This is a genomic window from Marinitenerispora sediminis (assembly GCF_003336425.1).
In the GTDB taxonomy this organism is placed as follows: Bacteria; Actinomycetota; Actinomycetes; order Streptosporangiales; family Streptosporangiaceae; genus Marinitenerispora; species Marinitenerispora sediminis.
On record NZ_QEIO01000058.1, the window covers coordinates 1 to 24434 of the forward strand.

24 protein-coding genes and 1 riboswitch are annotated in these 24434 nt (G+C 74.8%); of the genes, 8 read left to right on the top strand and 16 right to left on the bottom strand.

What is annotated here, in order from left to right:
• The first annotated feature begins 578 nt into the window (after positions 1–578).
• On the top strand, positions 579–935 hold the full coding sequence (locus tag DEF28_RS13240) for a hypothetical protein (RefSeq protein WP_114397495.1): 357 nt from the start codon (positions 579–581) through the stop codon (positions 933–935).
• Positions 936–963: 28 nt separating this feature from the next.
• Here DEF28_RS13240 and DEF28_RS13245 read toward each other — a convergent pair whose 3' ends face one another.
• Complete coding sequence (locus tag DEF28_RS13245; protein ID WP_158562814.1) at positions 964–1656, bottom strand: HAD family hydrolase; 693 nt, start codon at positions 1654–1656, stop codon at positions 964–966.
• 174 nt (positions 1657–1830) lie between these two features.
• On the opposite strand from DEF28_RS13245, the gene DEF28_RS13250 reads away from it, so the two are divergent.
• Positions 1831–2691: a hypothetical protein gene (locus tag DEF28_RS13250; RefSeq protein WP_114397497.1), complete on the top strand. Its 861-nt coding sequence runs from the start codon at positions 1831–1833 to the stop codon at positions 2689–2691.
• Between the two features lie 145 nt (positions 2692–2836).
• On the opposite strand, the gene DEF28_RS13255 is transcribed toward DEF28_RS13250, so the two are convergent.
• The 8 genes from DEF28_RS13255 to DEF28_RS13290 all read right to left on the bottom strand — a co-directional run bounded on the left by DEF28_RS13255 (position 2837) and on the right by DEF28_RS13290 (position 11393).
• Positions 2837–3271, bottom strand: a complete 435-nt coding sequence (locus DEF28_RS13255) for a type II toxin-antitoxin system VapC family toxin (RefSeq protein WP_114397498.1) — start codon at positions 3269–3271, stop codon at positions 2837–2839.
• Positions 3268–3507: a ribbon-helix-helix domain-containing protein gene (locus DEF28_RS13260; protein ID WP_114397499.1), complete on the bottom strand. Its 240-nt coding sequence runs from the start codon at positions 3505–3507 to the stop codon at positions 3268–3270. Before DEF28_RS13260 ends, DEF28_RS13255 begins: the two co-directional genes overlap by 4 nt.
• A gap of 71 nt (positions 3508–3578) precedes the next feature.
• Positions 3579–4991 (bottom strand): L-serine ammonia-lyase, encoded by a 1413-nt coding sequence (locus tag DEF28_RS13265; RefSeq protein ID WP_114397500.1) that lies wholly within the window; start codon positions 4989–4991, stop codon positions 3579–3581.
• Between the two features lie 110 nt (positions 4992–5101).
• Positions 5102–6376 (bottom strand): serine hydroxymethyltransferase, encoded by a 1275-nt coding sequence (glyA, locus tag DEF28_RS13270; RefSeq protein WP_114397501.1) that lies wholly within the window; start codon positions 6374–6376, stop codon positions 5102–5104.
• A gap of 4 nt (positions 6377–6380) precedes the next feature.
• Positions 6381–6761 carry a glycine cleavage system protein GcvH gene (gene gcvH / locus DEF28_RS13275; protein WP_114397502.1) on the bottom strand — a complete coding sequence of 127 codons (381 nt, stop codon included), beginning with the start codon at positions 6759–6761 and terminating at the stop codon, positions 6381–6383.
• Between the two features lie 118 nt (positions 6762–6879).
• Entirely contained in the window at positions 6880–8004 is a 1125-nt protein-coding gene (gene gcvT, locus DEF28_RS13280) for a glycine cleavage system aminomethyltransferase GcvT (RefSeq protein ID WP_114397503.1), read from the bottom strand.
• A gap of 48 nt (positions 8005–8052) precedes the next feature.
• Positions 8053–8148, bottom strand: a riboswitch (glycine riboswitch).
• A 294-nt stretch (positions 8149–8442) separates the two neighbouring features.
• Complete coding sequence (locus DEF28_RS13285; protein WP_114397504.1) at positions 8443–9504, bottom strand: 3-deoxy-7-phosphoheptulonate synthase; 1062 nt, start codon at positions 9502–9504, stop codon at positions 8443–8445.
• 179 nt (positions 9505–9683) lie between these two features.
• Entirely contained in the window at positions 9684–11393 is a 1710-nt protein-coding gene (locus DEF28_RS13290; RefSeq protein ID WP_114397505.1) for an AMP-binding protein, read from the bottom strand.
• Between the two features lie 759 nt (positions 11394–12152).
• Between DEF28_RS13290 and pip the strand changes: the two genes are divergently transcribed.
• Positions 12153–13112, top strand: a complete 960-nt coding sequence (gene pip, locus DEF28_RS13295; protein ID WP_114397506.1) for a prolyl aminopeptidase — start codon at positions 12153–12155, stop codon at positions 13110–13112.
• A gap of 149 nt (positions 13113–13261) precedes the next feature.
• Positions 13262–13453, top strand: a complete 192-nt coding sequence (locus DEF28_RS13300; RefSeq protein ID WP_114397524.1) for a ferredoxin — start codon at positions 13262–13264, stop codon at positions 13451–13453.
• On the opposite strand, the gene DEF28_RS13305 is transcribed toward DEF28_RS13300, so the two are convergent.
• The 3 genes from DEF28_RS13305 to DEF28_RS13315 form a co-directional block, all read right to left on the bottom strand.
• Complete coding sequence (locus DEF28_RS13305; protein WP_114397507.1) at positions 13437–13949, bottom strand: SRPBCC family protein; 513 nt, start codon at positions 13947–13949, stop codon at positions 13437–13439. The two genes, DEF28_RS13300 and DEF28_RS13305, sit on opposite strands and share 17 nt — an antisense overlap.
• A gap of 140 nt (positions 13950–14089) precedes the next feature.
• Positions 14090–15292, bottom strand: coding sequence for an NAD(P)/FAD-dependent oxidoreductase (locus tag DEF28_RS13310; RefSeq protein ID WP_114397508.1), 1203 nt, complete (start codon positions 15290–15292; stop codon positions 14090–14092).
• 144 nt (positions 15293–15436) lie between these two features.
• The gene (locus DEF28_RS13315) at positions 15437–16405 is read right to left on the bottom strand and encodes an asparaginase (RefSeq protein ID WP_114397509.1); all 969 of its coding nucleotides are present in this window, start codon (positions 16403–16405) and stop codon (positions 15437–15439) included.
• Positions 16406–16747: 342 nt separating this feature from the next.
• On the opposite strand from DEF28_RS13315, the gene DEF28_RS13320 reads away from it, so the two are divergent.
• Positions 16748–17656 carry a 3'-5' exonuclease gene (locus DEF28_RS13320; RefSeq protein ID WP_114397510.1) on the top strand — a complete coding sequence of 303 codons (909 nt, stop codon included), beginning with the start codon at positions 16748–16750 and terminating at the stop codon, positions 17654–17656.
• Positions 17657–17683: 27 nt separating this feature from the next.
• Here DEF28_RS13320 and DEF28_RS13325 read toward each other — a convergent pair whose 3' ends face one another.
• Together DEF28_RS13325 and map are read right to left on the bottom strand one after the other, a co-directional pair.
• Positions 17684–17923 carry a hypothetical protein gene (locus DEF28_RS13325; protein WP_114397511.1) on the bottom strand — a complete coding sequence of 80 codons (240 nt, stop codon included), beginning with the start codon at positions 17921–17923 and terminating at the stop codon, positions 17684–17686.
• 311 nt (positions 17924–18234) lie between these two features.
• On the bottom strand, positions 18235–19017 hold the full coding sequence (gene map / locus DEF28_RS13330; RefSeq protein ID WP_114397512.1) for a type I methionyl aminopeptidase: 783 nt from the start codon (positions 19015–19017) through the stop codon (positions 18235–18237).
• Positions 19018–19083: 66 nt separating this feature from the next.
• On the opposite strand from map, the gene DEF28_RS13335 reads away from it, so the two are divergent.
• Positions 19084–19386, top strand: a complete 303-nt coding sequence (locus DEF28_RS13335) for a helix-turn-helix domain-containing protein (RefSeq protein WP_114397513.1) — start codon at positions 19084–19086, stop codon at positions 19384–19386.
• 87 nt (positions 19387–19473) lie between these two features.
• Here DEF28_RS13335 and DEF28_RS13340 read toward each other — a convergent pair whose 3' ends face one another.
• Together DEF28_RS13340 and DEF28_RS13345 are read right to left on the bottom strand one after the other, a co-directional pair.
• Entirely contained in the window at positions 19474–20106 is a 633-nt protein-coding gene (locus DEF28_RS13340; protein ID WP_114397514.1) for a TetR/AcrR family transcriptional regulator, read from the bottom strand.
• Positions 20107–20208: 102 nt separating this feature from the next.
• Entirely contained in the window at positions 20209–20895 is a 687-nt protein-coding gene (locus DEF28_RS13345) for a biliverdin-producing heme oxygenase (RefSeq protein ID WP_233515280.1), read from the bottom strand.
• A gap of 554 nt (positions 20896–21449) precedes the next feature.
• Between DEF28_RS13345 and DEF28_RS13350 the strand changes: the two genes are divergently transcribed.
• Positions 21450–22688 (top strand): PP2C family protein-serine/threonine phosphatase, encoded by a 1239-nt coding sequence (locus DEF28_RS13350; RefSeq protein WP_181874274.1) that lies wholly within the window; start codon positions 21450–21452, stop codon positions 22686–22688.
• A complete protein-coding gene (locus tag DEF28_RS13355; protein WP_114397516.1) occupies positions 22685–24427 on the top strand; it encodes a sensor histidine kinase in 1743 nt (580 codons plus the stop codon). The genes DEF28_RS13350 and DEF28_RS13355 overlap by 4 nt, the downstream gene beginning before the upstream one ends.
• Positions 24428–24434: the final 7 nt, after the last annotated feature.

Here is a 24434-nt window from a genome sequence, read left to right on the forward strand (position 1 = left end):
CCGCCCGGGGGGGGCTGGACGGCGGGCCCGTCGGCCTGGCGGCCCACCGCGGTGGCGTCCTCGTCCTCGGCTTCCGGGCGAGCTGACTGCGCGCCGTGCCGGGCCGAGACGCCCGTCCTGGAGTGACATCGCGCGCCCGCGTCCCGCCCCGGTATGTCCCCGGTACCCGGGTGACGGACCGGGAGGGCCGCGTCGCCGCCACCACTGACGCGGGGGCCGGCCCCACCGGTCGGGTGCCTGTCCTCGGCGAGGAGCGAAACCGGGAGACTTCTCCCGAGGGCGCGGCAGTGGCGGGCGGGGGAGGGGCCTGCCAGGGGCGCGCCGCGCCGTGCGACTTCTGACTGTTACTTTGCGGAGTTGGTTAGCTACATTTGGTAACGCCATGGTGAAGCCGGTTCAGGTGACCGGTGCCGCCGGCGGACTTCCGGGCCGCGGGTACGGCTGGAGCAGGGCCCGCTGTGCCGGACGGCGGGGGACCGACGCGCCCATGAGCGTGCCGCGCGGAGCCGTCGCACGATGCCTGCCGGCTGCCGCACGGCGCCGGGGGCAGGATCTCGCGGAGAGGGGTGGAGAGGGGCATGACGACAGTGGAAGACACGCTGAGCCGGGCCGAGCCGCCGGCCGTCGAGAGCGCGAACCGCCGCTTCCGGTCCCGCCCCTCCTGGGCCTCGGTGCTCGGCGGCGCGGTGCTCGTCCTGGTGGCGGGACTGGCCGCGGCCGAGGTGATCGCCGCGCTCGCGGGCCTCTCGCCGCGCGCCGCGGGCGGCGACCCCGCGGGTCTCGCCGGTGAGAACCAGTGGCACGACCCGGTGGTGCGGCTCTCCTCATGGGTGGTGGCCCTGATCGGGCTCGCCCCGATCGTGCTGGCGCTGGGGTCGGGCCTGCGCCGGCGGTGGTCGGCGGCGCGGCACCGCCGCCCCGCGCCGGCGGAGTGACCGGGCCGGAAGGGGAGCGGGGCGCGGGCTAGCCGAGCAGGAGGTCCAGCACGGCCTCGGTGTCGGAGAGGTCGGGCAGGACGGTGGTCGCACCGGCGGCGCGGAGGGCGGCCGCGTCGCTGAGGCCGGTGGCCACGGCGACGATCCGGGCGCCGCCCTCCACCGCCGCGCGCACGTCGTTGGGGCTGTCGCCCACCAGCACCGTGGTGTCGGGCGTGAACGCCAGTCCGGTGGCCTCGTAGACCCGCCGACGGGCCACGTGGACGAGTTCCGGGCGGTCCGGGTGGTCGTCGCCGTAGCCGCCCACCGCCGTGTCGACGAGGTGGTCGAGGCCGAACACCCTCAGCTTGTGCTCGGCGTTGCGCCGGCTGTTGCCGGTCAGCAGCGACGACATGATGTCGGGGGCCGCCGCGCAGCGCTCCAGGACCTCACGGGCTCCGGTGAGCACCCGTCCGCTGGCGTGCATCTCGGCGCCGCGCGCGGCGAACTCCGCCTCGTTGATCTCCTGGAACCGGGCGAAGTCTCCCGGCCACTCGGTGAGGCCGTTGGCGGCCAGCGTCTCGTTGAACCACTGCCACTCGGTACGGCCGGGGCCCCTGGTGTCGGTGTGGTCGCTGAGGCCGGTGAACCGGGCGAACGCGTGGGAGAAGACCTCGAACCCGAACCCGTCCACGTCCAGCAGCGTCTTGTCGATGTCCCACAGCACCAGACGTTGTCCCACCCAGGTCCTCCCTGATCGTCGTGCCCCCACCGTAGCCGAACCGGGGGCGATCCCCGGCCGTTCCGACGGATCGGCCGAATTCGCCACGCGGGGGACACCGGGCCGTCATCAGGACGCGATCGGCATGAGGATAGGCTCACCTATGGACCGGTCTGTCGAGCCGTTGGGAAGCCCATGCAGAGTTGCCATCCGCTGGCCGGCGTCGCCCGCTGGGTCAACGAACGCGGGCTCGCCCTGGACATCCGGCTGCTCGGGGCCGCCGACCCGGAGCCCCGCACGGCGGAGTGGGTGCGGCTGGACCGGCTGCCCGAGCGGGTCCCCGCCCTGCTCGCCGACCTCACCGTCCGGACGTGCGCGGGGCACCGCACGTCCGCCGCCGCGATCCTCGCCTCGGACGCCGCGCGCCAGGTCGCCGGGTTCGCCGCCGTCGCCGCGTACCTGGTGGGCCGGGTCCCCGACCTCGCCGCGGTCCGGCTGTGGGTGCGCGTCGCGGAGTCGGGCCGGCCGGCCGCGCTCGCGCTGCGCCAGGGCGACGTCGCGATGCTGGCCGGCGACCCCATGGCGCGCCGGCCCGGGGCGGTGCCGCTGCCCGACGACGACGCCCTCGACGGGTGGCTGGCCGCCGCCGCGGTGCGGACGCTGGAGCCGGTGTTCCAGGCGATCCGCGCGGAGAGCCGGTTCGGCCTGCGGCCGCAGTGGAGCATGCTCGCCGACGCCCTGTTCCGCGCGCTGCCGGCCGCCGCCGACGAGGTGGGCGCGGACCAGTCCGCGGCCTGGCAGCGGGCGGGCCGGATGGCGGCCCGCCTCAACGACGACGCACCCCGCGTGCGCCCCCGCCAGCGCCCGTTCCCGATCCGCCTCCCGGGCCGCCCGGCCAGCCGCCCCGAACGCCTCGTCCTGGTCCGCGGCGGGTGCTGCTTCCGGTATCGCTACAAGGAGCCGTGCAAGGGCTGCCCGCTCATCTCCGACGAGCAGCGCGAGCGCCGGCTGCTCGCCCGGTACGCACCGGCGGGGGGCGGGGAAGCCGCTCCGTGACCGGACCGCCGTCGAGGAGCTGCCGCGTTCGGCGCCGGTGTCGCCCGTGTCAGGGACGCCGCGGGGCGGCCGTTGCGCGCGGGGACTGCTGGCTCGCCCCGTAGCGGGTGGCCGGGCGGACGCGGGCGGCGTCGCGCGCCCGCGTTCACCAGTCGTCGGGTAGCAGCCGGAACGCCTTGTGCGGGGTCAGCGGGCGCACGGCCCGGAAGTCGCGGCGGTCCAGGGTCAGGACGGCATCGGTGCGGTACTCGGCCGCCAGTGCCACGTTCACCGCGTCCGCGAGGTCCAGGTCGAGGCCGTGGTAGCGCTGCTGAACGGCCTGCGCCGTGCCGAGGACCGCGGTGTCCACCTCCGGGACCTGGAAACGCAGGCGGCGGGCTTGCGCGAGGATGAACGCGATGAGGTGGGCGCGGGCGGCGGGCCCGAACCTGGCCTTGGCCATGTGGTCCACCTCCGCCAAGACCAGAGGGGAGATGACCACCGTCCCGGCCTCACGCAGCACGCTCTGGCAGTCAGCGGCTTCGGCGGAGTTCCGGTCGGAAGCGGCGATGATGCCGGAGGTGTCGGCGACCACGATCACGTGCCGTCGGCTCCCCCGGTGACCGCCCTCGTGACCTCGGCGCTGGATGCCGTCTCGCCGCTACCGTCGAACATGGGCCAGTCGAGCGGCTCGTCCCACACGCGGTTGGCCATGGCCGCCAGGTGGATGCCCTCGCGGATGAGCTCCGCCTCCGGGATGCCGCGGCGTCGGGCGGCTTCCTTGATGAGCGCGAGGTCCTCCGGGTCGGCGTAGACGTTCGTTCTCTTCATGGACATGTACCAATGCTAGTCCATGTACCACCACGGTGCCCGCGCCGGTGCGGCCGCCCGGCGGTGCGGGCGGTGGGTCAGCACTCGATGACGTTGACCGCCAGCCCGCCCCGGCTGGTCTCCTTGTACTTGTCGTGCATGTCGCGGCCGGTGTCGCGCATCGTCCTGATGACCTTGTCCAGGGACACGAAGTGGCTGCCGTCGCCGCGCAGGGCGATACGGGCGGCGCTGATGGCTTTGACCGATGCCAGGGCGTTGCGCTCGATGCACGGCACCTGGACGAGGCCGCCGATGGGGTCGCAGGTCAGGCCGAGGTTGTGCTCCATCGCGATCTCCGCGGCGTTCTCCACCTGGGCCGGGGTGCCGCCGAGGACCTCGGCGAAGCCCGCGGCGGCCATCGAGGACGCCGAGCCGACCTCGCCCTGGCAGCCCACCTCGGCGCCCGAGATGGACGCGTTCTGCTTGAACAGGATGCCGATCGCGCCCGCCGTGAGCAGGAAGCGCACCACGCCGTCGTCGTCGGCGCCCGGGGTGAAGTGCTGGTAGTAGTGCAGCACCGCGGGCACGATTCCGGCGGCGCCGTTGGTCGGGGCGGTCACCACGCGGCCGCCGGCGGCGTTCTCCTCGTTGACCGCGAGGGCGTAGAGCGTCACCCAGTCGGCGCCGCGCATCGGGTCGCCGTCCTGGACGCCGGCCGGCGGGGCTGCCAGGCCGGTGTCGTCGCAGCGTCCGCCGAGCTGCCGGTAGAGCCGGTGCGCCCGGCGCGGGACCCGCAGGCCGCCGGGCAGGGTGCCTTCGGTGGTGACGCCGCGGCGGACGCACTGCCGCATCACCCGCCAGATCTCCAGCAGTTCGGTGCGGACCTCGGCGGGGGAGCGGCCGAACGCGCGCTCGTTGGCGAGCATGAGCGCGCTGATCGACATCCCGGTGTCCCGGCACAGGTCGAGGAGTTCGGCGGCGGTGTCGAAGGGGTGCGGCAGTGCCGTGTCGTCGGGCTTGATGCGGTCGGCCCCGGCCGCCTTCTCGTCCACGACGAAGCCGCCGCCCACCGAGTAGTACACCCGCGTGAGCAGTTCCGCGCCGTCGGCGTCGCGGGCGGTGAAGCGCATGCCGTTGGGGTGGCCGGGCAGTGTCTCGCGGCGGCGGAAGTCGACGTCCTCCTTGGGGGCGAAGGCGATCTCGTGCTCGCCGCCGAGCCGCAGCCGTCCGTGCTCCGCGACGCCGGCCAGCAGCCGCGGCACGGCCTCGACGTCCACCCCCTCCGGCGTCTCGCCGAGCAGCCCGAGGATGACGGCGGTGTCGCTGCCGTGCCCCCTGCCGGTCAGCGCGAGCGAGCCGTAGAGCTCGGCCCGCACGGCGGCGGTGCGCGGCAGCAGCCCGGCCTCCCGCAGCCCGGCCACGAACGTCCGGGCCGCCTTCATCGGCCCGACCGTGTGCGAGCTGGAGGGGCCTATCCCGACCTTGAACAGGTCGAACACGCTGATGGCCATGGCGTCCTCCCTCTCTTCCGGCTCATGGGGCGGGCGGCCGGGACCCGGCGCGGCGGCCGGGTCCCGGCGTGCGCGGGGCGCCGACCGGGACGGGCGGGACCGCCCGGCGGTCAGCGCAGCCCGGGGTACAGCGGGTGCTTGCGGGCGAGCGCGGCGACGCGGTCGCGCAGGGCCGCGGCGTCGTGCTCGGGCTGCAGCGCGGCGGCGATGATGTCGGCCACCTCGGTGAAGTCGGCCTCGTCGAAGCCGCGGGTCGCCAGGGCCGGCGTGCCGATGCGCAGACCCGAGGTGACCATGGGCGGCCGCGGGTCGTTCGGCACGGCGTTGCGGTTGACGGTGATGCCGATCCCGTGCAGCCGGTCCTCGGCCTGCTGCCCGTCGAGCTCGGACTCCCGCAGGTCCACCAGGACGAGGTGCACGTCGGTGCCGCCGCTGAGCACGCTGACCCCGGCCGCCACGGCGTCGGGGCGGGTCAGCCGCTCGGCGAGGATCCGTGCGCCCGCGACGGTGCGGCGCTGCCGGTCGGCGAACTCCTCGCCCGCGGCGACCTTGAGCGCCACTGCCTTGGCCGCGATGACGTGCTCCAGCGGGCCGCCCTGCATGCCCGGGAAGACCGCCGAGTTGATCTTCTTGCCGAACTCCTCCTTGGCGAGGATCAGCCCGCCGCGCGGCCCGCCCAGGGTCTTGTGGGTGGTGGTCGTGACGACGTCGGCGAAGGGCACCGGGTTGGGGTGCAGACCGGCGGCCACCAGGCCGGCGAAGTGCGCCATGTCCACCATGAGCAGCGCGCCCACCTCGTCGGCGATGGCGCGGAACCGCGCGAAGTCGAGCTGGCGCGGGTACGCCGACCAGCCGGCGATGATCATCTTCGGCTGGTGCTCCTTGGCGAGCGCCTCGACCTCGTCGTAGTCGACCGTGCCGTCGGAGTCGCGTACGTGGTAGGCGACGGCGTTGAGGATCTTGCCCGAGTAGTTGATCCGCATGCCGTGGGTGAGGTGCCCGCCGTGCGCGAGGTCCAGGCCGAGGATGGTGTCGCCCGGCTTGAGCAGCGCGAAGTACACCGCGGTGTTGGCCTGCGCGCCGGAGTGCGGCTGGACGTTGGCGTGCTCGGCGCCGAACAGCGCCTTGGCGCGGTCGATGGCGAGCTGCTCCACGACGTCCACATGCTCGCAGCCGCCGTAGTACCGGCGCCCGGGGTAGCCCTCGGCGTACTTGTTGGTGAGCACCGAGCCCTGGGCCTCCAGGACCGCCTGCGGGGCGAAGTTCTCGGAGGCGATCATTTCCAGGGTGTCGCGCTGCCGGGCCAGTTCGGCGTCGACGGCGACCGCGACCTCCGGGTCGAGCTCGGCCAGTGTCTGGTTGAGCGGGTTGGTCTCGGCGGCCATGTGGTTAACCTTCACCTTCGGTCAGCTGCGTGTACTGCTCCGGGGTGAGCAAATCGGCGGGTTCGTCCGCGAGCTCGACCTTGAACAGCCAGCCCTGCCCGTAGGGGTCGGTACCGACGAGCTCCGGCTCGTCGACGGCCGCGCGGTTGATGTCCACGACCTCGCCGTTGACGGGGGCGTAGATCTCGCTGACCGATTTGGTGGACTCGACCTCGCCGCACGGTTCACCCGCCGCGACGGTCGCCCCGACCTCGGGCGGCTCGACGAAGACGATGTCGCCCAGCGACTCGGCGGCGAAGGCCGTGATGCCGATGGTGGCGACGCCCTCGTTGATGGCCACCCACTCGTGCTCGCTCGTGTAACCCAGCTCCGCGGGAACGCTCAATTCAACTCTCCAGGAGGTATTCCATTATCCAGCACGACCGGTCTCCGGCGTGCCCGGCCCTGACGACGCTGACCTGCCCCGACCGCCCGCTACCGCGCCGGCGGGACGGGGCCGCGGCTCACGCCTCCCGCCGGTAGAACGGGAGCTCGACCACATCGACGGGTTCGGCACGCCCGCGCACGTCCACGGCGAACGCGCCCGTCGCGGTGTCGACCCCGGCGTCGACGTAGGCGACCGCGATCGGCCGTCCCAGCGTCGGCGAGGGCGCGCCGCTGGTGACGACGCCGACCGGCTGATCCTCGCGCAGCACGGTGTATCCCTGCCGGGGGACGCGCCGACCCCGGGCGACCAACCCGACCAGCGTGCGCGAGGGGCCGCTGCGCGCCCGGGCGGCCAGGGCGGCCCGGCCGACGAAGTCGCCGGGCTTGTCGAGCTTGACGACCCGGCCGAGCCCGGCCTCGTAGGGGGTGACCTCGGTGGTCAGCTCGTTGCCGTACAGCGGCATGCCGGCCTCCAGGCGCAGCGTGTCGCGCGCGGACAGGCCGGCCGGCACCAGGCCGTGCGGTTCGCCGGCGGCGCTGAGGGCGTCCCACACGGCGGCGGCGCCGGAACCGGGGCGGAGGAAGATCTCGAAACCGTCCTCGCCGGTGTAGCCGGTGCGGGCGAGCAGCACCGGGTGGCCGGCGACGGTGTGGAAGTAGCCGGCGTAGTACCGGATGTCGGAGAGGTCGGCGTCGGTGAGCGGAGCCAGGATCTCGGCGGCTCGGGGGCCCTGGACAGCGATCAGCGCGTACTCGGCGGACTCGTCGGCGACCTCGGCGTCGAAGCCGGAGGCGCGCTCGCGCAGGGCGGCGGCCACGGCGTCGCTGTTGGCGGCGTTGGCCACGACGAGGTAGTCGTCGGCGGCGAGCCGGTAGACGATGAGGTCGTCGAGCACGCCGCCGTCCTCGGCGGTGATCATCGTGTAGCGGGCCCGGCCGGGCGCGACCGCGGAGAGGTGGCCGACCAGCGCGTGGTCGAGGAGCGCGTCGGCCTGCGGGCCGCGGACGTGGATCTCCCCCATGTGGGAGAGGTCGAACAGGCCGGCCGCCTCGCGGACCGCGCGGTGCTCGCCGGCCTCGCTGCCGTAGCGCAGCGGCATCAGCCAGCCGGCGAAGTCGACCAGTGCGGCGCCGAGCCGCTCGTGCACCTCGTACAGCGGGGTCCTACGGGGCTCGGCGGTCGCGGCTGCGGGCGCGCTCATGGAGTCTCCTGAGAGGATGGGCGTCGGTGTCTGCCGTTGGCGGTGCCATCCTCCCCCTCTGTCATCGGAGCCTGAGAGCTTCACCACAGGGTGGCTTGCACCTTCGGCGAGGGGCCGCGGCCCCTGCTTTCCAGAGTGGTCTCGCCCGCGCGGTCCGGTGCGCCTGAGAGGTTCTGTGGGGAGGACTTGCTCCTTCGGCGGCCCGTGCTGGCTGCGCGGACACTCTCCCGTGCGGGGTCGGCGACCGGCATCAGAGTAGCAGCGCACGTCCCGCGGGCACAGGGGCGCGTCCCGGCCGCCGGGGATCGGTGCCGCGCGGGCGCGCGTAGGCAGGGAGCGCGCCGCAGCCCGGGGCGGCCCCGTCCGCGGCGCCCTCCCAAGACGCCCGACGGCCGCCGTCCCCTGGGACGGCGGCCGTCGAAGGCGGCGGAGGGACGGTCAGCGCGCGGCCTTGCGGCGCTGGCGGACCGCCTCGGCGAGACCGGTGAGGACGCCCTCCGTGGTCTCCCAGCCCATGCAGGCGTCGGTGATGCTCTGGCCGTAGGCGAGCGCGGCCGGGTCGCCGAGCCGCTGGGCGCCCTCCAGCAGGAAGCTCTCCAGCATGACGCCGATGATGCCGCGCTGCCCCTCGGCGACCTGCGCGGCGATCGCCTCGGCGACGACCGGCTGGCGGCGGTGGTCCTTGCCGCTGTTGGCGTGGCTGGCGTCGATCATCAGCCGGCGGGGCAGCCCGGCGCCCTCGACGACGTCGAGCGCGTTCTGGACGCTGTCGGCGTCGTAGTTGGGGCCGGAGCGGCCGCCGCGCAGGATGACGTGGCAGTCGGGGTTGCCCGAGGTGGTCACGACGGCGCCCGCCCCAGCGGGGTCCACGCCGAAGAACGTGTGCGGGGCGGCGGACGCGCCGCAGGCGTCCACGGCCACCTGGACGTCGCCGTCGGTGCCGTTCTTGAACCCGACTGGCATGCTCAGGCCGCTGCCGAGCTGCCGGTGGACCTGGCTCTCGGTGGTCCGGGCGCCGATCGCGCCCCAGGCGACGGCGTCGGCGATGTACTGCGGGGTGATCGGGTCGAGGAACTCGGTGCCGGCGGGGACGCCCAGGGACCCGATGTCGAGCAGCAGCTTGCGGGCCGTGCGCAGCCCGCGGTGCACGTCGTAGCTCTCGTCGAGGCCGGGGTCGTTGATGAGGCCCTTCCAGCCCAGGGTGGTGCGCGGCTTCTCGAAGTACACCCGCATGACCACGCACAGCTCGTCGTTGACGGAGGGGATGAACGCCTTGAGGCGCTCGGCGTACTCCAGCGCTGCGACCGGGTCGTGCACGGAGCACGGCCCCACGATCACGAGCAGGCGGTCGTCGTCCCCGTCGAGCACGCGCTTGACCTCGGCCCGGGCGTCCTCGACGAGCGCGGCGCGCTCCGGGCCCGTGGGCAGTTCTGCGAGGACGTCCTGCGGAGCGACCAGCGGCTGGTAGCTGACGACGCGCGTGTCATTGGTACTTGACATGTGATCCTTTTCCCTCCCCAGACACCTCCAACACCCTAACGTCCCCGTTCAACGGCTCGGTCCCCGGCCGCGCGCGGGGAGGGCGGGGAGGGGCGCGGCACACACCGGTATGGGCGCGTCTGTCCCGGATCGTTCCGGGCTCCCGGGCGCGTTCGGCCGGGATCGGCGCGCCGCGCGCCCTAGCGGTCCTTGAGCCCGGGGAAGTCCTCCTCCCAGTACTCGCCGGGGTTGCGGGCGCCGTCGGTGACCGGGCCCCGCGCGTCCTCGCGGCCGCGCAGCTGCACCCGCCGGATCTTGCCGGAGATTGTCTTGGGGAGCTCCGCGAACTCCAGGCGGCGGACCCGCTTGTAGGGGGCGAGGCGGGCGCGCGCGTGCGCGAGGATCGATCGGGCCAGCTCCGGGCCGGGGTCGGTACCCGCCGCCGGTGTGACGAACGCCTTGGGCACCGCGAGGCGGACCGGGTCGGGGGAGGGGACGACCGCGGCCTCGGCCACCGCCTCGTGCTGGATGAGCACGCTCTCCAGCTCGAACGGGGAGATCCGGTAGTCCGACGCCTTGAAGACGTCGTCGCCCCGGCCGATGTAGGTGATCCGGCCGTCGGCGTCGCGCGCGGCCATGTCGCCGGTGTGGTACCGGCCGCCGCGCATCACGTGCGCGGTGCGCTCCGGGCTGTCGGCGTACCCCGTCATCAGGCCCACCGGGCGTTCGGCCAGGTCCAGGCACAGCTCGCCCTGCTCGGCGGGTTCGCCGGTGGCGGGGTCCTCCAGCACGACGGTGTAGCCGGGCAGCGGCCGGCCCATGGAGCCCGGCCGCACCTGCGACCCCGGCGGGTTGCCGATCTGGGCGGCCGTCTCGGTCTGGCCGAACCCGTCGCGGACCGTGATGCCCCAGGCCCGCCGGACCTGCTCGATGACCTCCGGGTTCAGCGGCTCGCCCGCGGCCACCGCCTCGCGGAGCGGCACCTGCCACGCGCCGAGGTCGGCCTGGACCAGCATCCGCCACACGGTGGGCGGCGCGCAGAAGGTGTCCACGCCGCACCGCACGATCGCGGCCAGCAGCCGGGTGGCGTCGAACCGGCCCTGGTCGACGACGAGCACCGTGGCCTGCGCGTTCCACGGGGCGAACACGTTGCTCCACGCGTGCTTGGCCCAGCCCGGGGAGGAGATGTTGAGGTGGACGTCGCCGGGCTGGATCCCGATCCAGTACATCGTGGACAGGTGGCCGATGGGGTAGGACGCGTGGGTGTGCCGCACCAGCTTCGGCTGGGCGGTCGTGCCGGAGGTGAAGTAGAGGAGCAGCGGGTCGTCGGCGCGGGTCGGGCCGTCGGGTTCGAACCGCGGTCCGGCGTGCGCGGACTCGGCGTAGTCGAGCCATCCGGCCACCGGGCCGACCGAGATGCGGGTCCAGTGGCCGCCGAGGCCGGCGAACTTCGCCGTCTCGGCGGCGTCGGCGACCACGTGCGCCACCCGGCCGCGCTCGATCCGGTCGGCGAGGTCGGCCGCGCCCAGCAGCGGGGTCGCCGGGATGATGACGGCACCCAGCCGGATCGCGGCCAGCGTGGTCTCCCACAGCTCGACCCGGTTGCCCAGCATCATCAGTACGCGGTCGCCGCGCCGCACACCCTGGGCGCGCAGCCAGTTGGCCACCTGGCGGGAGCGGCGGGCCAGCTCCGCGTAGCTGAGCCGCGACTCGGTGCCGTCATCGGCCACCACCCACAGCGCGAGGCGGTCGGGGTGCTCCCGCGCCGCGACGTCGAAGTGGTCGCTGGCCCAGTTGAACGGGTCGGGCCGCGGCCAGGCGAACGCGCGCCGGGCGGCCTCCTCGTCGGTCCGGTAGCGAAGCAGCAGGTCCCGGGCGGCCCGGAACTCCTCGGTGGCCGGATGGGACACGGCGTCCTCCCCGCACGGAAGTTGTGACGGGAGTCACTGTAGCCCAGTGCGGCGTGTCGGTCACCGTGCGCGGCGGGACGTGCCCCCGGCGGAGGGACCGGGCCGCCGAGCCGAGCAGCCGCGACCGGGCACCGGCGGGTATGTCGGAGCGACGGCCCGCGACGCCTCGCACGTCTAGGATTGGGCCGATGGACGAGTTGCGCGGCGGTCACGCCTTCCGACGCTCCGAAAGCGGGGCGATCGCGACCCGGGGCCGCTCCCATCGGTGTGCCGGCTCGCCGCTCCCCGCACCGGGCCCGCCTCCGGGCCGGCGCCGGCGGGGCGCGCCGCGCGGGTGTCCGCCGCGCGGACGGGCGGCCGTCGCACGGCTCTGGCGCCCCGGCGCCGACCGGAGCGCCGCGCCCCGGCGCGCGGGATCCCGCGGTGCCCGGCCCGGCATGTCCGCGCCGCCGCTCCGCGTGCGGGCGCGGCCCGGCCCGCCGGTCCGCCCAGACGTGTCCGCCGTCCCCGCCGTCCGCCGCCGGCCGGCGTGCGGCCGGCCCCCGTGCGACCGCTCCCTCGCCGGACGCCGCCCTCCTCCGGCGACCCCGCGATGTCCGCCGTCGCGTACGTGACCTCCTCGCACGCCGCCGGGGCCCGGATCCGGTGCCCCGGCTCCCCGGTCCGCCCCTCGGACCGGGTCATCCCCCGCCGCTTCGGTTCGCCGGACGCGTGTGGCCCCAGCACGACAACCACCTCGTTCTAGAAGGGCGCTCCTCCATGCGCACGCTGTATCCGTCCATCGAGCCGTACGACAGCGGGATGCTCGATGTCGGCGAAGGGCACCGCATCTACTGGGAACTGTGCGGAAACCCGACCGGAAAGCCCGTGGTGTTCCTGCACGGCGGTCCCGGGGCCGGCTGCTCGCCGGACCACCGCCGGCTGTTCGATCCGGCGCGCTACCGCATCCTGCTGTTCGACCAGCGCAACAGCGGGCGCAGCACCCCCCACGCGAGCCGCATGGACACGGAGCTGCACACCAACACCACGTGGAACCTGGTGGAGGACATCGAGCGGCTGCGCCGCATGGCGGGCGTGGAGCGCTGGCAGGTGTTCGGGGGATCGTGGGGCAGCGCGCTGGCGCTGGCCTACGCCGAGGAGCACCCGGAGCGGGTGAGCGAGCTGATCCTGCGGGGCGTCTTCACCCTGCGCAACGAGGAGCTGCGCTGGTTCTACCAGAACGGCGCGTCGTTCCTCTTCCCCGACGAGTGGGAGTCCTACCTCGCCCCGATCCCGGAGGAGGAGCGCGACGACCTCATCGGTGCCTACTCGGAGCGGCTGAACTCCCCGGACCCCGCGGTGCGGCTGGAGGCGGCGCAGGCGTGGAGCCTCTGGGAGGGGTCCACCATCTCGCTGCGGCCGGACCCGCGGCTGCGCGCCGACTTCGCCGAACCGGCCTACGCCCTGGCGTTCGCCCGCATCGAGAACCACTTCTTCGTGCACGGCGGGTTCTTCAGCCCCGGCCAGCTGATCGAGAACGCGGGCAAGCTGCGGTCCATCCCGGGGGTGATCGTCCAGGGGCGCTACGACGTGTGCACGCCGGCGAAGACCGCGTTCGACCTGCACCGGGCGTGGCCCGAGGCCGAGTTCCACCTGGTCGACGACGCGGGGCACGCCTACACCGAGCCCGGCATCCTGCACCACCTCATCGAGGCGACGGACCGGTTCGCCCTCCAGTAGCGCGCGGGACGCCGGCGGTGCGCGCCGGCGTCCACCACGGCGGGACCCGCCGCGTCCGCGCCCGGCCGGCCGCGCCGGATCGGCGGCCGGACGGCTCCCCGGCGGATTAAGCTCGCAGCGGGACCCAGACGAGTGAGGTGTGGCACATGGTGCGGGTGGCCGTCGACTTCGACCGCTGCGAGAGCAACGCGGTCTGCATGGGCATCGTCCCGGAGGTCTTCGAGGTGCGCGACGACGACTTCCTCTACGTCCTCCAGGAGGAGCCGGCGGAGGAGCTGCGGGGCCGAGTGGAGGAGGCGGCGCGGATGTGCCCCAAGCAGGCCATCACGATCGAGGGCTGAGCCCGTCCGCGGCCGGAGGAGCCGGCCGGTCCCGGCCGGCCGCCTCGGCGAGCCGGGCCAGTGTCGCGCTCATGGCCGGGGCCATCCGCCGGGGGTAGCCCGGCAGCTCGACGAGCAGCGGGAACCGCGCGCCCGACCAGTCGTAGGTGTGGACCACCCGGGTGCGGTCCTCGGCCAGCGGGACCAGCTGGTAGCGCCAGCGCTGCCCGCCGACGGTGCGGCGGCCCCGCCACTCGCCCCATGTCTCCCAGGCGATGAGCCGATCGGGCTCGTACTCGACCACCGTGTTGACGCTGCGGTAGCGCACGCCGGCCTGCCGCATGGCCATCGCGAACCGCTCGCCGGGGCCGAGCCGTTCGGGGCCGTCGGGCTGGCCGCGCAGCATTCCCGAGCCGTCCAGCTCCGCGTGCGCCGCCGGCGCGGTGATGATGTCGAACACCGCCGCCGCCGAGGCGGGGACGACGCGTGCGACCGAGACCGACCTTCGCCCTGCCATGCCCTGTCACTCCCCTTCTGCCGGCCCGCCGCGGCGCCATCGCCGAGGGGGCCGGCCCCCAGCATGCCCGCCGCCCGCGGGCGGCCCGACACCGGGTCGCCCCCGAGCGGGCGCCCCCGCGGACCCCGCTCCTCCGCCTCCTACCGTCCGGCGGCGGCGAGGGCCTGCTCCCACGTGGTCGGCTCGGTCAGCAGCGGGCGGTACCGCATGACCTTGGGGGTGGAGCGCAGGCCCAGCACCCCGACGAGCATGCCGCCGCGCCCGAAGAACGCGACGAACTTCCGCTCGGCGGGGGAGCCGTGGACGAACTCCACGGTGTCGGCCGGGGCGGCCTGCCCGAGCAGCTGCACCTTCATGCCGTACTGGTCGGACCAGAAGTAGGGGACCGGGGTGTAGGGACGCCGTCGGCCCGCGCCGGCCAGCAGGTTGTGCGCGACGGCGGCGGCCTGCTCGCCGGCGTTCGTCCAGTGCTCCAGCCGGACGCGTCCGCCGTAGCGCGGGTGCGGCCAGTTGGCGAGGTCGCCGGCCGCGTAGACGCCCGGGACGCTGGTCGCGCAGTAGGCGTCCAGCCGGACCCCGCCGACCCCGTCGGCGAGTTCGACGCCGGAACCGGCGAGCCAGTCGGTGTTCAGCCGCACGCCCAGCCCGGCCACCACCATGGGCGCGGCGACCGCGGTGCCGTCGGCGAGCCGGACGCGCTCCACCCGGTTCCCGCCCTCGAAACCGGTGACGCCGACGCCGAGGCGGACGTCCACCCCGTTGTCGCGGTGCAGCTCGGTGAGGACCTCGCCGACGCGCGGGTCGACCACGCGGGTCAGCGGAGTGGGCGCGGCCTCGACCAGCGTGACGTCCAGACCGAGCGTGCGCGCGCTCGCCGCGACCTCCGCGCCGATGAAGCCCGCGCCGACTACGACCACCCGGTCGACGGCCTCCAGTCCCTCCCGCACCGCCTCGGCGTCGTCCAGGGTGCGCAGCACGTGCACGCCGGCGAGGCCGGTGTCGGGGCGGCGGGCGGTGGCGCCGGTGGCGATGACCACGGCGTCGCCGCGCACCAGCGCGCCGTCGTCGAGCTCGACGGCGCGCTCGGCCGGGCGCAGCCGCACGGCCCGCCGGCCCAGGCGCAGGTCGAGCCGCAGCGCGTCGAACTCCGGCTCGTCGCGGAGCACCAGGCTGCGGGTCGTCCCCTTGCCGGTGAGCAGCTCCTTGGACAGCGGGGGGCGGGAGTAGGGCCGGTGCGGCTCCTCGCCGACGAGTGTGACGGTGCCGTCGAACCCGGCCGAGCGCAGCGCCTCCGCCGTGCTCAGCCCCGCCATGCCCCCGCCGACGACCACGACCCCGCGCATCCGACCTCCACACCGACACCGATCCGTACCGCCACCCGGTATACCGGGCCGTGCGGCCAGTGGGGCCGCCGCCCCACGGCAGTGCCAACGACGGACCGAGCCCGCCGGATTCCGGGCCGGTGCGGCGCGGCCGCCGGTCCCGGGTCAGCGGTGCAGCGGCCGGACGACGCCGACCGGCTCGCCGCCGCCCAGGACCGGGCGGCTGAGCAGGTCGGCCACCGGGTCGATGTCGACCCCGAGCGCGGCGAGGGCCATCAGCGCGGCCATGGCGGCGCCGCGTCCGGCCGCGTCGCCGTCGCTGATCTTCACGGCGGCCGTCTCGCCGGTGGGGACGCTCACCACCATCACGCCCTCGGCGCCCTGCTTGGAGACCGCACCGGGGAGCCGGCGCATCACCACGGTGTCAGGGCGGCCGTCCCCGGCGACGAACTCGGGGAAGCCGCGCATGGCATCGAGGACGCGGGCCTCGGCCGAGTCCGGCTCCGCCAGCGTCATCGCGCGCAGTCCGCGGGCGAGACCGGCGAGCGAGACGGCGAGCTGGGGCGCGCCGCAGCCGTCGACGGCGGTGTGCGCGACCGGTTCGCCGCACTTCTCCTCGGTCGTGGCACGGACGAGCGCCTGCAGGGGGTGCTCCGGGTCCAGGTAGTCGCCGGTGCTCCAGCCCTGCCGGACGCACGCGGTGAGCATCGCGGCGTGCTTCCCCGAGCAGTTCATCCGCAGCCGCTCCGGCTCTCCGCCGGCGCGCAGCAGGGCGTCGCGTACCGAGCGGTCCAGCGGCCAGTCGGGCGGGCAGCGCAGCGCCTCCGGGGTGAGGCCGGCGTCGGCGAGCATGCCGCGCACCGCGGCGACGTGCGGGTCGGCGCCGGAGTGGCTGCCGGCCGCGATCGCGAGCCGCTCGCCCGCGACGTCGGCGCCGGCGCGCAGGCAGGCGAGCGCCTGGAAGGGCTTGGCCGAGGAGCGGGGGAACATCGGGGTGTCGACCGGTCCCCGCGCGTAGCCGACGTCGCCGGCGGCCGTCAGGCCGACGGCGGTGCCGTAGTGCACACCCTCGCGGAAGCCGGAACGGACGACCTCGACGAGAGGGGCGTAGTCGGGCAGCGGGCTCTCGGGCATGGCGATCCTCACGCGCGTCGGGGGATATCGGCGTTTCGTGTGGTTTGTCGGGTGGGTTCGCGCCGAGCATAACCGCCGGACCCGGACCGCCCGCGGCGTGAGTCCGGCCTCCGCGGCCGCCCCCGCCTCCGGGCGGCCGCGCCGACTCCGCCGGGGGCGTCACCCTCAGCGGGTAGTGTCGTGCCCTGGGCGCGCGGGAACGGGCTCGGTCGGGCCCGAAGCAGCCTCGCGACGCGCGCCGGCCCGGCCGCCGCGATCGGCGGGGACCGGCGGGACCGGACACGAGCAGACAGGGGCGAGGACGTGCGGGACGATGGCCGTGCCGGCCGGTGGGGATTCCGGATGGGGGCCTTGACCCGGTCCCGGGCCGGCCGCCCGGCGCGGGACCTCGAGTACGCGGTGATCGACGTGGAGACGACCGGCCTGGACCCGGTCGGCGGTGCCCGCGTCTGCGAGGTGGCGGTGCTGCGGATGCGCGGCGACGGCACGGTGCTCCGCGAGTTCACCACACTGCTCGACCCCCGGGGACCGGTCACCGGTCAGGAGTTCCACGGCATCGGTTCCGGTGACGTGGTGGGGGCGCCGAGCGCGGCCGATATCGCCGACGAGCTCGCCCGGCTGTGCGCCGGCGCGGTGGTCGTGGGCCACAAACTCGACTTCGAGGAGGGCTTCCTCGCCGCCGAGTTCGGCGCGTGGCTGCCCGACGGCATGCCCGGCCTGTGCACGCTGCGCGCGCTGCGCTCGCAACTCGACCTGGAGCGCTACTCGCTGCCCTGGGCCAGCCACACGCTGAACGGGCACTGGCCCACCGGCCAGCACACCGCGCTCGGCGACGCACGGGCCTGCGCCCAGCTGCTGGCGGAACTGCTGCACAACGCCCCGGGGGAGCTCCGCTACACGGGGCCCGCGCCGCTCGCGCCGCCGCCCGCGCCCCTGCCGGAGGCCGCCTCCCGGCCGCGGCTCAAACCGCGCCGCCGGGTCGACGGCCTGACCGCCCGGCTGCCCAACGGGGGCATCCGCTCGACTCCGGCGCATCCGCTCCGGCCGTGGCCGGCGTGCTGGCGGCCCGACGAACTCGACGCCGCCAGGTGCGGGGGGCGCTTCGATCCCGAGCAGCGGGCGGCCGCCGCCGCGGCGGCCGCGCGGCGCCGCCGCCGCAGGGAGGCGGCGGGGGCAGCCGTGGCGCTGACCGGGGCGGCGGCCACGGCCGCCGCCGTGGCCGCGGTCCGCCGCCGGCTGCGCGGTCGCTGAGCCGGCGGCGGACCGCGGCCGGCCGCCTCAGAGGCCGGAGAGCGCCAGCAGGACGGCGGCGATGAGCATGCTCCCGCCGACGGCGGTCAACGTGGCCCGCCCGCTCTCCGTCAGCCGCGCCGGCACCGCGCGCACCCGGAGCGCGGAGGCGGAACCGGCGGTCACCCGGTGCCGTTCGGGTCGGCGGCGGGCCGCGATCCGGGGCAGCCGGTTGAACAGCGCGACCGACACGAGAGCGGCACCGACGACGATGAGCGCGAGCGACACCTTCGGCGTCCTTCGGGGAGAGCGGAGACCAACGGCACAGGATTCTGCCGGAGATTTCACCGGACGTAGCGCCTGATGTCGGATCTGGGCCGGTTGCGGCCATCCGATACGGCATTGCCCGGCCGGAGGGGGAGCGCGCCGCGACCTCGCCGATCGGCCGGCCGCCGTCGGTGACGGGCCGGGCGGCGTCGCGGCGGTGCCGGGGAGTCAGGGCGGCGTCGACGCGGGACGCGGCCGGCCTTCCGTCCCCCTCGTCCCGCCGGCGAGGCGCGGCTCGTCGCTGGGAGCGGCGGAGCGCGGGGCCGCTGGCCTCACGGCCGCGCCCGCGTGGGCAGGGTGAGGATCTCGGCTCCGTCGTCGGTGATGGCGATCGTGTGCTCACTGTGCGCGGTGCGGCAGCCGGTCGCGCTGCGCAGCGTCCACCCGTCGGCATCGGTGACGAGTTCGGCGGTGTCGGCCATGACCCACGGCTCCAGGGCCAGCAGCAGCCCGGGGCGCAGTCTGTACCCGCGGCCGGGGCGACCGGTGTTCGCGACGTGCGGGTCCTGGTGCATCGTCGAGCCGATTCCGTGGCCTCCGAACTCGGTGTTGATCGGGTACCCCGCCTCGCGGAGGACCGTGCCGATGGCGTGGGAGATGTCGCCGACGCGGGCCCCGGGGCCGGCGGCGGCGATCCCCGCGGCCAGCGCGCGCTCGGTGGCGCTGATCATCGCGACGCTCTGCGCAGGCTTCGCCTCGCCCACGATGAAGCTGATGGCGGCGTCCGCGGCGACTCCGCCCTTGGAGACGGCGAGGTCCAGTGTCAGCAGGTCGCCGTCGGCGAGCGCGTAGTCGTAGGGCCGCCCGTGGAGCACGGCGTCGTTGACGCCCGTGCAGATGTAGTGGCCGAACGGGCCGCGGCCGAAGGACGGCTCGTAGTCGACGTAGCAGGACAGCGCTCCGGCCTCGGCGATCATGTCCCGGGCCCAGCGGTCGATCTCCAGAAGGTTGGTGCCGACCGCGCTGCGGCTCTTCAGCGCCTGCAGGATGTCGGCGACCAGGGCGCCGGTGTCCCGTGCCTGGGGCAGTCGGGCGGGGGTAAGGATCTCGATCACGTGGCGCCTTCCTCGAACAGCCAATAACTATACCGGCCATATTATCCCGGTACTAGAATCGGGGGCATGGTCAGGTTGCCGCTCACTCCCGCAGAGGTCGAACGCGGACAGCGCCTCGGTGCCCTCCTCCGCCGGGCCCGGGGGCAGCGCTCGATGCTCGATACCGCGCTGGACGCCCGTGTCTCGCCGGAGACCCTGCGCAAGATCGAGTCGGGGCGGGTCGCCACCCCCGCCTTCCCGACCATCGCGGCGATCGCCGATGTCCTCGGCCTCTCCCTGGACGCGGTGTGGGCCGAGATCAACCAGCCCGAACACGGTGCCGGACCGGCCGGTTCCGGTCGCGACGCGCGTGAGCGGCTGGCCTCGTAGGCCCCGCTCCCGCAGCCGCGTTCCAGGCGCCGGGAGGACCGCTCGCGCGGGCGGGCGGCTCGCCACGGGCCTTGGCGGCCGGTCGGCCTAGGCCCGGCGGTGCACCGCCCGCTCGACCGTGCCGGCGTCCACGCCCAGGGCCCGGAGGGCGAACGCCGTCACCAGCGCGTGCGCGTCGTCGAACGCCGTTTCGCCCCGCGAGAGCGGGACCCGCTGCGCGCCGATGAGGGCGAGCACGAGTTTGGCGGTGGCCTCGGCCGGTACGGCGTCGAACTCGTCGGCCGCCATGCCGGCGCGCAGGATCTCGACGAGCAGGCGCTGCATGGGCGCGACGTGGTCGGCGAGCGCCTGGTAGGCGTCCGGACCGAGGCTCGCGCCGAGCTCCGCCGCCGCCGGGTGCGGATGCTGGACGATTCCCTCCAGCTGGAACCGGACGAAGACCGACATCCGCTCGGCGGCCGTGGCGTCGGAGGGAAGCTCGTCCTGGTACCGGCGGACGAAGCCGGAGGTGACCTGCTCGGTGAAGGCGAGCAGCAGCGCGGGCTTGTCCGGGAAGTAGTTGTACAGCGCGGTGCGGGTGATGCCGGCGGCCGCGGCGACGTCGGTCATCGAGATCTCGTCGATCCCCTGCGTGCGGGTGAGGGACGCCACCGCCGCCATGATCCGCTCCCGGGTCTGGGCGCGGTGCGCGGCGATGGTGGGGGCCGAGATCTTGGGCATGGCACCTATCGTCGCACGCGGCGCGGGCCACCGGTCCGTCCCCGGTAGCCCGCGCCGGGCGGCCGAGGCCGGCCGGCCTCGGCGGGCCCACGCCCGAGGCGGTCAGGCCGCCAGGTCGGCCGGGTGGCGGCGGCCGAGGTCGGCCAGGACCTCGACGTTGAGCTGGTAGGCCAGCCGGGTCTCGTCGATGACGCGCTCCCGCTCGCCCTCGTCGAGCGGCAGGGCGTCGAGGCGCTCGCGGTAGGCCGCCTTGAAGGCGGGCAGGCTGCCGAGCGCGCCGAAGTCGTAGAAGGCGGCACCGGCGTCGGCGCCGAGCCCGTAGCTGCGGGCGGCGACGCGGCGGATGAACTGACCGCCGGAGAGGTCCCCGAGGTAGCGGGTGTAGTGGTGTGCGACGTACCCGGCCGGCCAGTCGAGCGTCTGCCGGATGCGTGCCACGTAGGTGGTGGTCGGCCGGCTCGGGCGTACGGCCTGCGCCCAGTGGGGGCCGTACAGCGCCGCGAGGTCGAGGCGCAGCGCCGGCAGGCGGTACAGGTCCCGGGTCACCACAGGGCCGGCCACCGGGTCCTCGGCGAGGGCCTCGGCGACCTCCTCCAGTGCGGCGTAGGCGAAGTAGTGCTGCGCGACCATGGCGGCGTAGCCCTCGCGGGACAGCCGCCCGGCGAGGAGCGCCCGGGTGAAGCCGTGCTCCTCGGCGTCGGTGTGCCGGTGCCACGTGGCGGCCCGGAGCCGCTCCGAGAAGGGAGCCGCCGTGTGCTCCTCGACCGCCGTCCGCTGGTCCGCAGCCACGCGCCCACCCTTCCCCTCGCACCGGAAGGCGGCCGCCGGGCGCGCCCGCGGGAACCGGCGGACCATGGCGAACCGCAAATTTAGTGACATCATGTCAGCAAGCCGGGTGCCGCTGTCAAGCATGTTCTGACACAGTGTCGTGAAGATCCGCGGGCCGGTGCGCGGCCGACCTGCGCGTACCCGCCGTGACGTGCCCGTTCGCCGCGGCCGCGGGAGGGTATCCTGGCGACGGTGAGGGGCGCCGGACCATTCGCCCCGCGCCCGACCCCCGGAGCCCAGGACCGGTCCCGTACTCCCGCTGGCGGTGACGCAGAACCGCCGATTATCTTCTTAGTGGTCTTGGCGCCGCGAGATCGCGTGCCGACGCGCCGCGCCGCCGGTCGCCGCGGTATCCGGTGGGGAGCCGGAGCGCCGCGGCGCGGCAGGGGGAACCGGAGGCGCCCGCGGGCGCGATGTACAGACGTCGGGGGACGGTCACGAGACCACCGTGGACGCGAGGAGCCGGGCCGACGTAGAGGCGATGAGTGGATATCAGGAAAACGGAGCACCAGCCTGTGGCTGTGACAGATTCCTCCGCGGCGAGGCCGGAGTACGCCGGCCCCGCGCCGGGTGAGGCTGCCGTGACGGCGGAGGCCTCCGCCGTCGCGGAATCCGTCGAGATCCTGCTGATCGAGGACGATCCCCAGGACGCGTTCCTGGTCGAGGAGCTGCTGGCCGACACGAACCTCGACGCCACCATCACCTGGGTCGACACCCTGCGGGCCGCCCGGGACCGCCTGCCCGGCTTCCGCGGCTGCGTGCTGCTCGACCTCAACCTGCCCGACGCCGGCGGGATGGAGCTGCTGCGGGAGGTGCTCACCACGGCGGAGTCGGCCGCCGTCGTGGTGCTGACCGGGCTCAACGACGAGCACGAGGGCGCCGCCGCGGTCGCCGCCGGGGCGCAGGACTACCTGGTCAAGGGGCAGGTGGACGGCGCGCTGCTCGCGCGCAGCCTGCGCTACTCCATCGAGCGCCAGCGCTCCGACGAGAACGCCCGCCAGCTCCGCGAGGCCGAGATGTACGCCCGCGAGAACATGCGCCTGGAGCGCGGCCTGCTGCCCCAGGTGCTGCTGGACCGCTCCCCGCTGACGCACCGCTCGTTCTACCGGCCGGGCCGCAAGCGCGCGCTCGTGGGCGGCGACTTCTTCGACGCCGTCGAGAAGAACGGCACCACGCACGTCATCATCGGCGACGTCAGCGGGCACGGGCCGGACGAGGCGGCGCTCGGCGTCAACCTGCGTATCGCCTGGCGGGCGCTGGTCGTGGGCGGCGTCCGCGAGGAGGAGCTGCTGCCCGCGCTCGAAGAGATCCTGACCACCGAGCGCGCCCAGGACGAGATGTACGCGACCCTCTGCCAGGTCAGCCTGGACACCGGCAGCGAGACCCTGCGGATCCGGCTGTTCGGCCACCCGCCGCCGCTCGTCCTCTCCGACGGCATCGAGGAGGTCGCGGCCACGCCGCGGCCGCCGCTCGGGGTTTTCCCCGACTCCGACCTCTCCGTCGACGAGTGGCCGTTCCCGCGCGGCGCCACCCTGCTGCTCTACACCGACGGGCTGGTCGACGCCTACGACGGCGCGCCCCCGGACCGCCTGGAGGTCGGCGGGCTGCGCCGCATCCTGCAGGACATCCGCGACCGGGGCGCCTCGACCGTGGACCTGCCCGAGCGCCTGGTGGACGAGGCCGAGCGGCGCAACGGCGGCCCGCTGCAGGACGACGTCGCCATGCTGCTCCTCACCCACGGGACCGGTCCGTGAGCACTGCCCGCACCGGCGGGCCGCCGGCGGACGGTCCGGGCTTCGGGCCCGGCCGCCGGACCGGTCCGCGGTGGCTCGCGCACGCCGACCGCTGGACACTGCGCCGCCGGGTCAGCGTGCTGCTCGCCGCCGTCGCCGTGGTGCTGGTGGCCTCGGTGGCGACCATCACGCTGAGCGCGCTGCAGGCCTACGACGCCGTCCTGCGCCAGGTCGACGAGCTCACCCCGGCGCAGAGCGCCGTCCAGCAGACCGTGGCCGCCTACCTGAACCAGGACAACGGGGTCCGCGGCTACGCGCTCACCCGGGACGTCGAGTTCCTCTCCCCCTACCAGCAGGGGCGCAACTCCCTGGAGGAGGCGCTGCCGCGGCTGGAGGAGGTCGCCGGGACCAACACCGCCATCGACAGCGACATCCGCGCGCTGATCGCCGCCGGCGAGGCGTGGCACCGCGACTTCGCCGAACCCACGCTGGCCAAGGTCGACCAGGGCGAGGAGATCACCGCGCAGGACTACCGGCTGGGCCGGGAGCGGTTCAACGACCTGCGCAGCGCGGCCAACATCGCCGAGCGCCACATCGACACCGAGCTGCGCGACGCGCGGGAGGGGCAGGCCACCGCCACCCAGCAGCTCGTCGCACTGCTCTCCCTGGTGGGGCTGGTGGTGTTCGTGCTGTGCGCGTTCCTGTGGGTGATGCTGCGGCACTGGGTGCTGCGCCCGCTGGACGAGCTGGGCCGCCACCTCCAGCAGGTCTCCGACGGCTACTACGCGCACCGCATCGTCCTGCACGGCCCCCCCGAGATCCAGCGGGTCGGCCGGGACGTGGACGCCATGCGTGAACGCATCGTGCACGACCTGCACGAGGTCGCGACCGCGCGGCGCACCCTGCAGGAGCAGTCTGAGCTCCTGGAGCGCCAGACCGAGGAGCTGCGCCGGTCCAACCTGGAGCTGGAGCAGTTCGCCTACGTCGCCTCCCACGACCTCCAGGAGCCGCTGCGCAAGGTGGCGAGCTTCTGCCAGCTGCTGCAGCGCCGGTACCACGGCCGGCTGGACGAGAGGGCCGACTCCTACATCGACTTCGCGGTCGAGGGCGCCAAGCGGATGCAGACGCTCATCAACGACCTGCTCGCCTTCTCCCGGGTCGGACGCACCCGCGACTTCGGGCCGGTGGACCTCAACGTCGCGCTCGATGACGCGCTGCGCAGCCTGGACGCCGCGCTGGAGGAGGCCGAGGCGGTGGTCACCGGCGACGAGCTGCCCGCGGTCTCCGGCGACCGGACGCTGCTCACCCAGGTGTTCTTCAACCTGGTCGGCAACGCGGTGAAGTTCCGCGGCGAGCGGCCGGCGCGGGTGCACGTCAGCGTGCGCCGCGAGCGCGACGAGTGGGTGTTCTGCTGCGCCGACAACGGCATCGGGATCGAGCCGCAGTACGCCGAGCGCATCTTCGTGATCTTCCAGCGGCTGCACACCCGCGACAAGTACAGCGGGACCGGGATCGGCCTGGCCATGTGCAAGAAGATCGTGGAGTTCCACGGCGGGCGCATCTGGCTGGACGCGGAGTCGGAGGAGCCGGGGACGCGGATCTGCTGGTCGCTGCCGGCCCGGCCCGGCACCGTCCGGGCCGCCGAGGAGCCCGCGGCGGGCGGCGGCGAGAGCGGCGGGTCCGACCGCGAGGGCTCGGACGGCGGGGCGGCCGCGCCCGCGCCGGAGGGGGCCGGCGACGAGCCGGCCGGAAGCGGGTGAGCGGGGT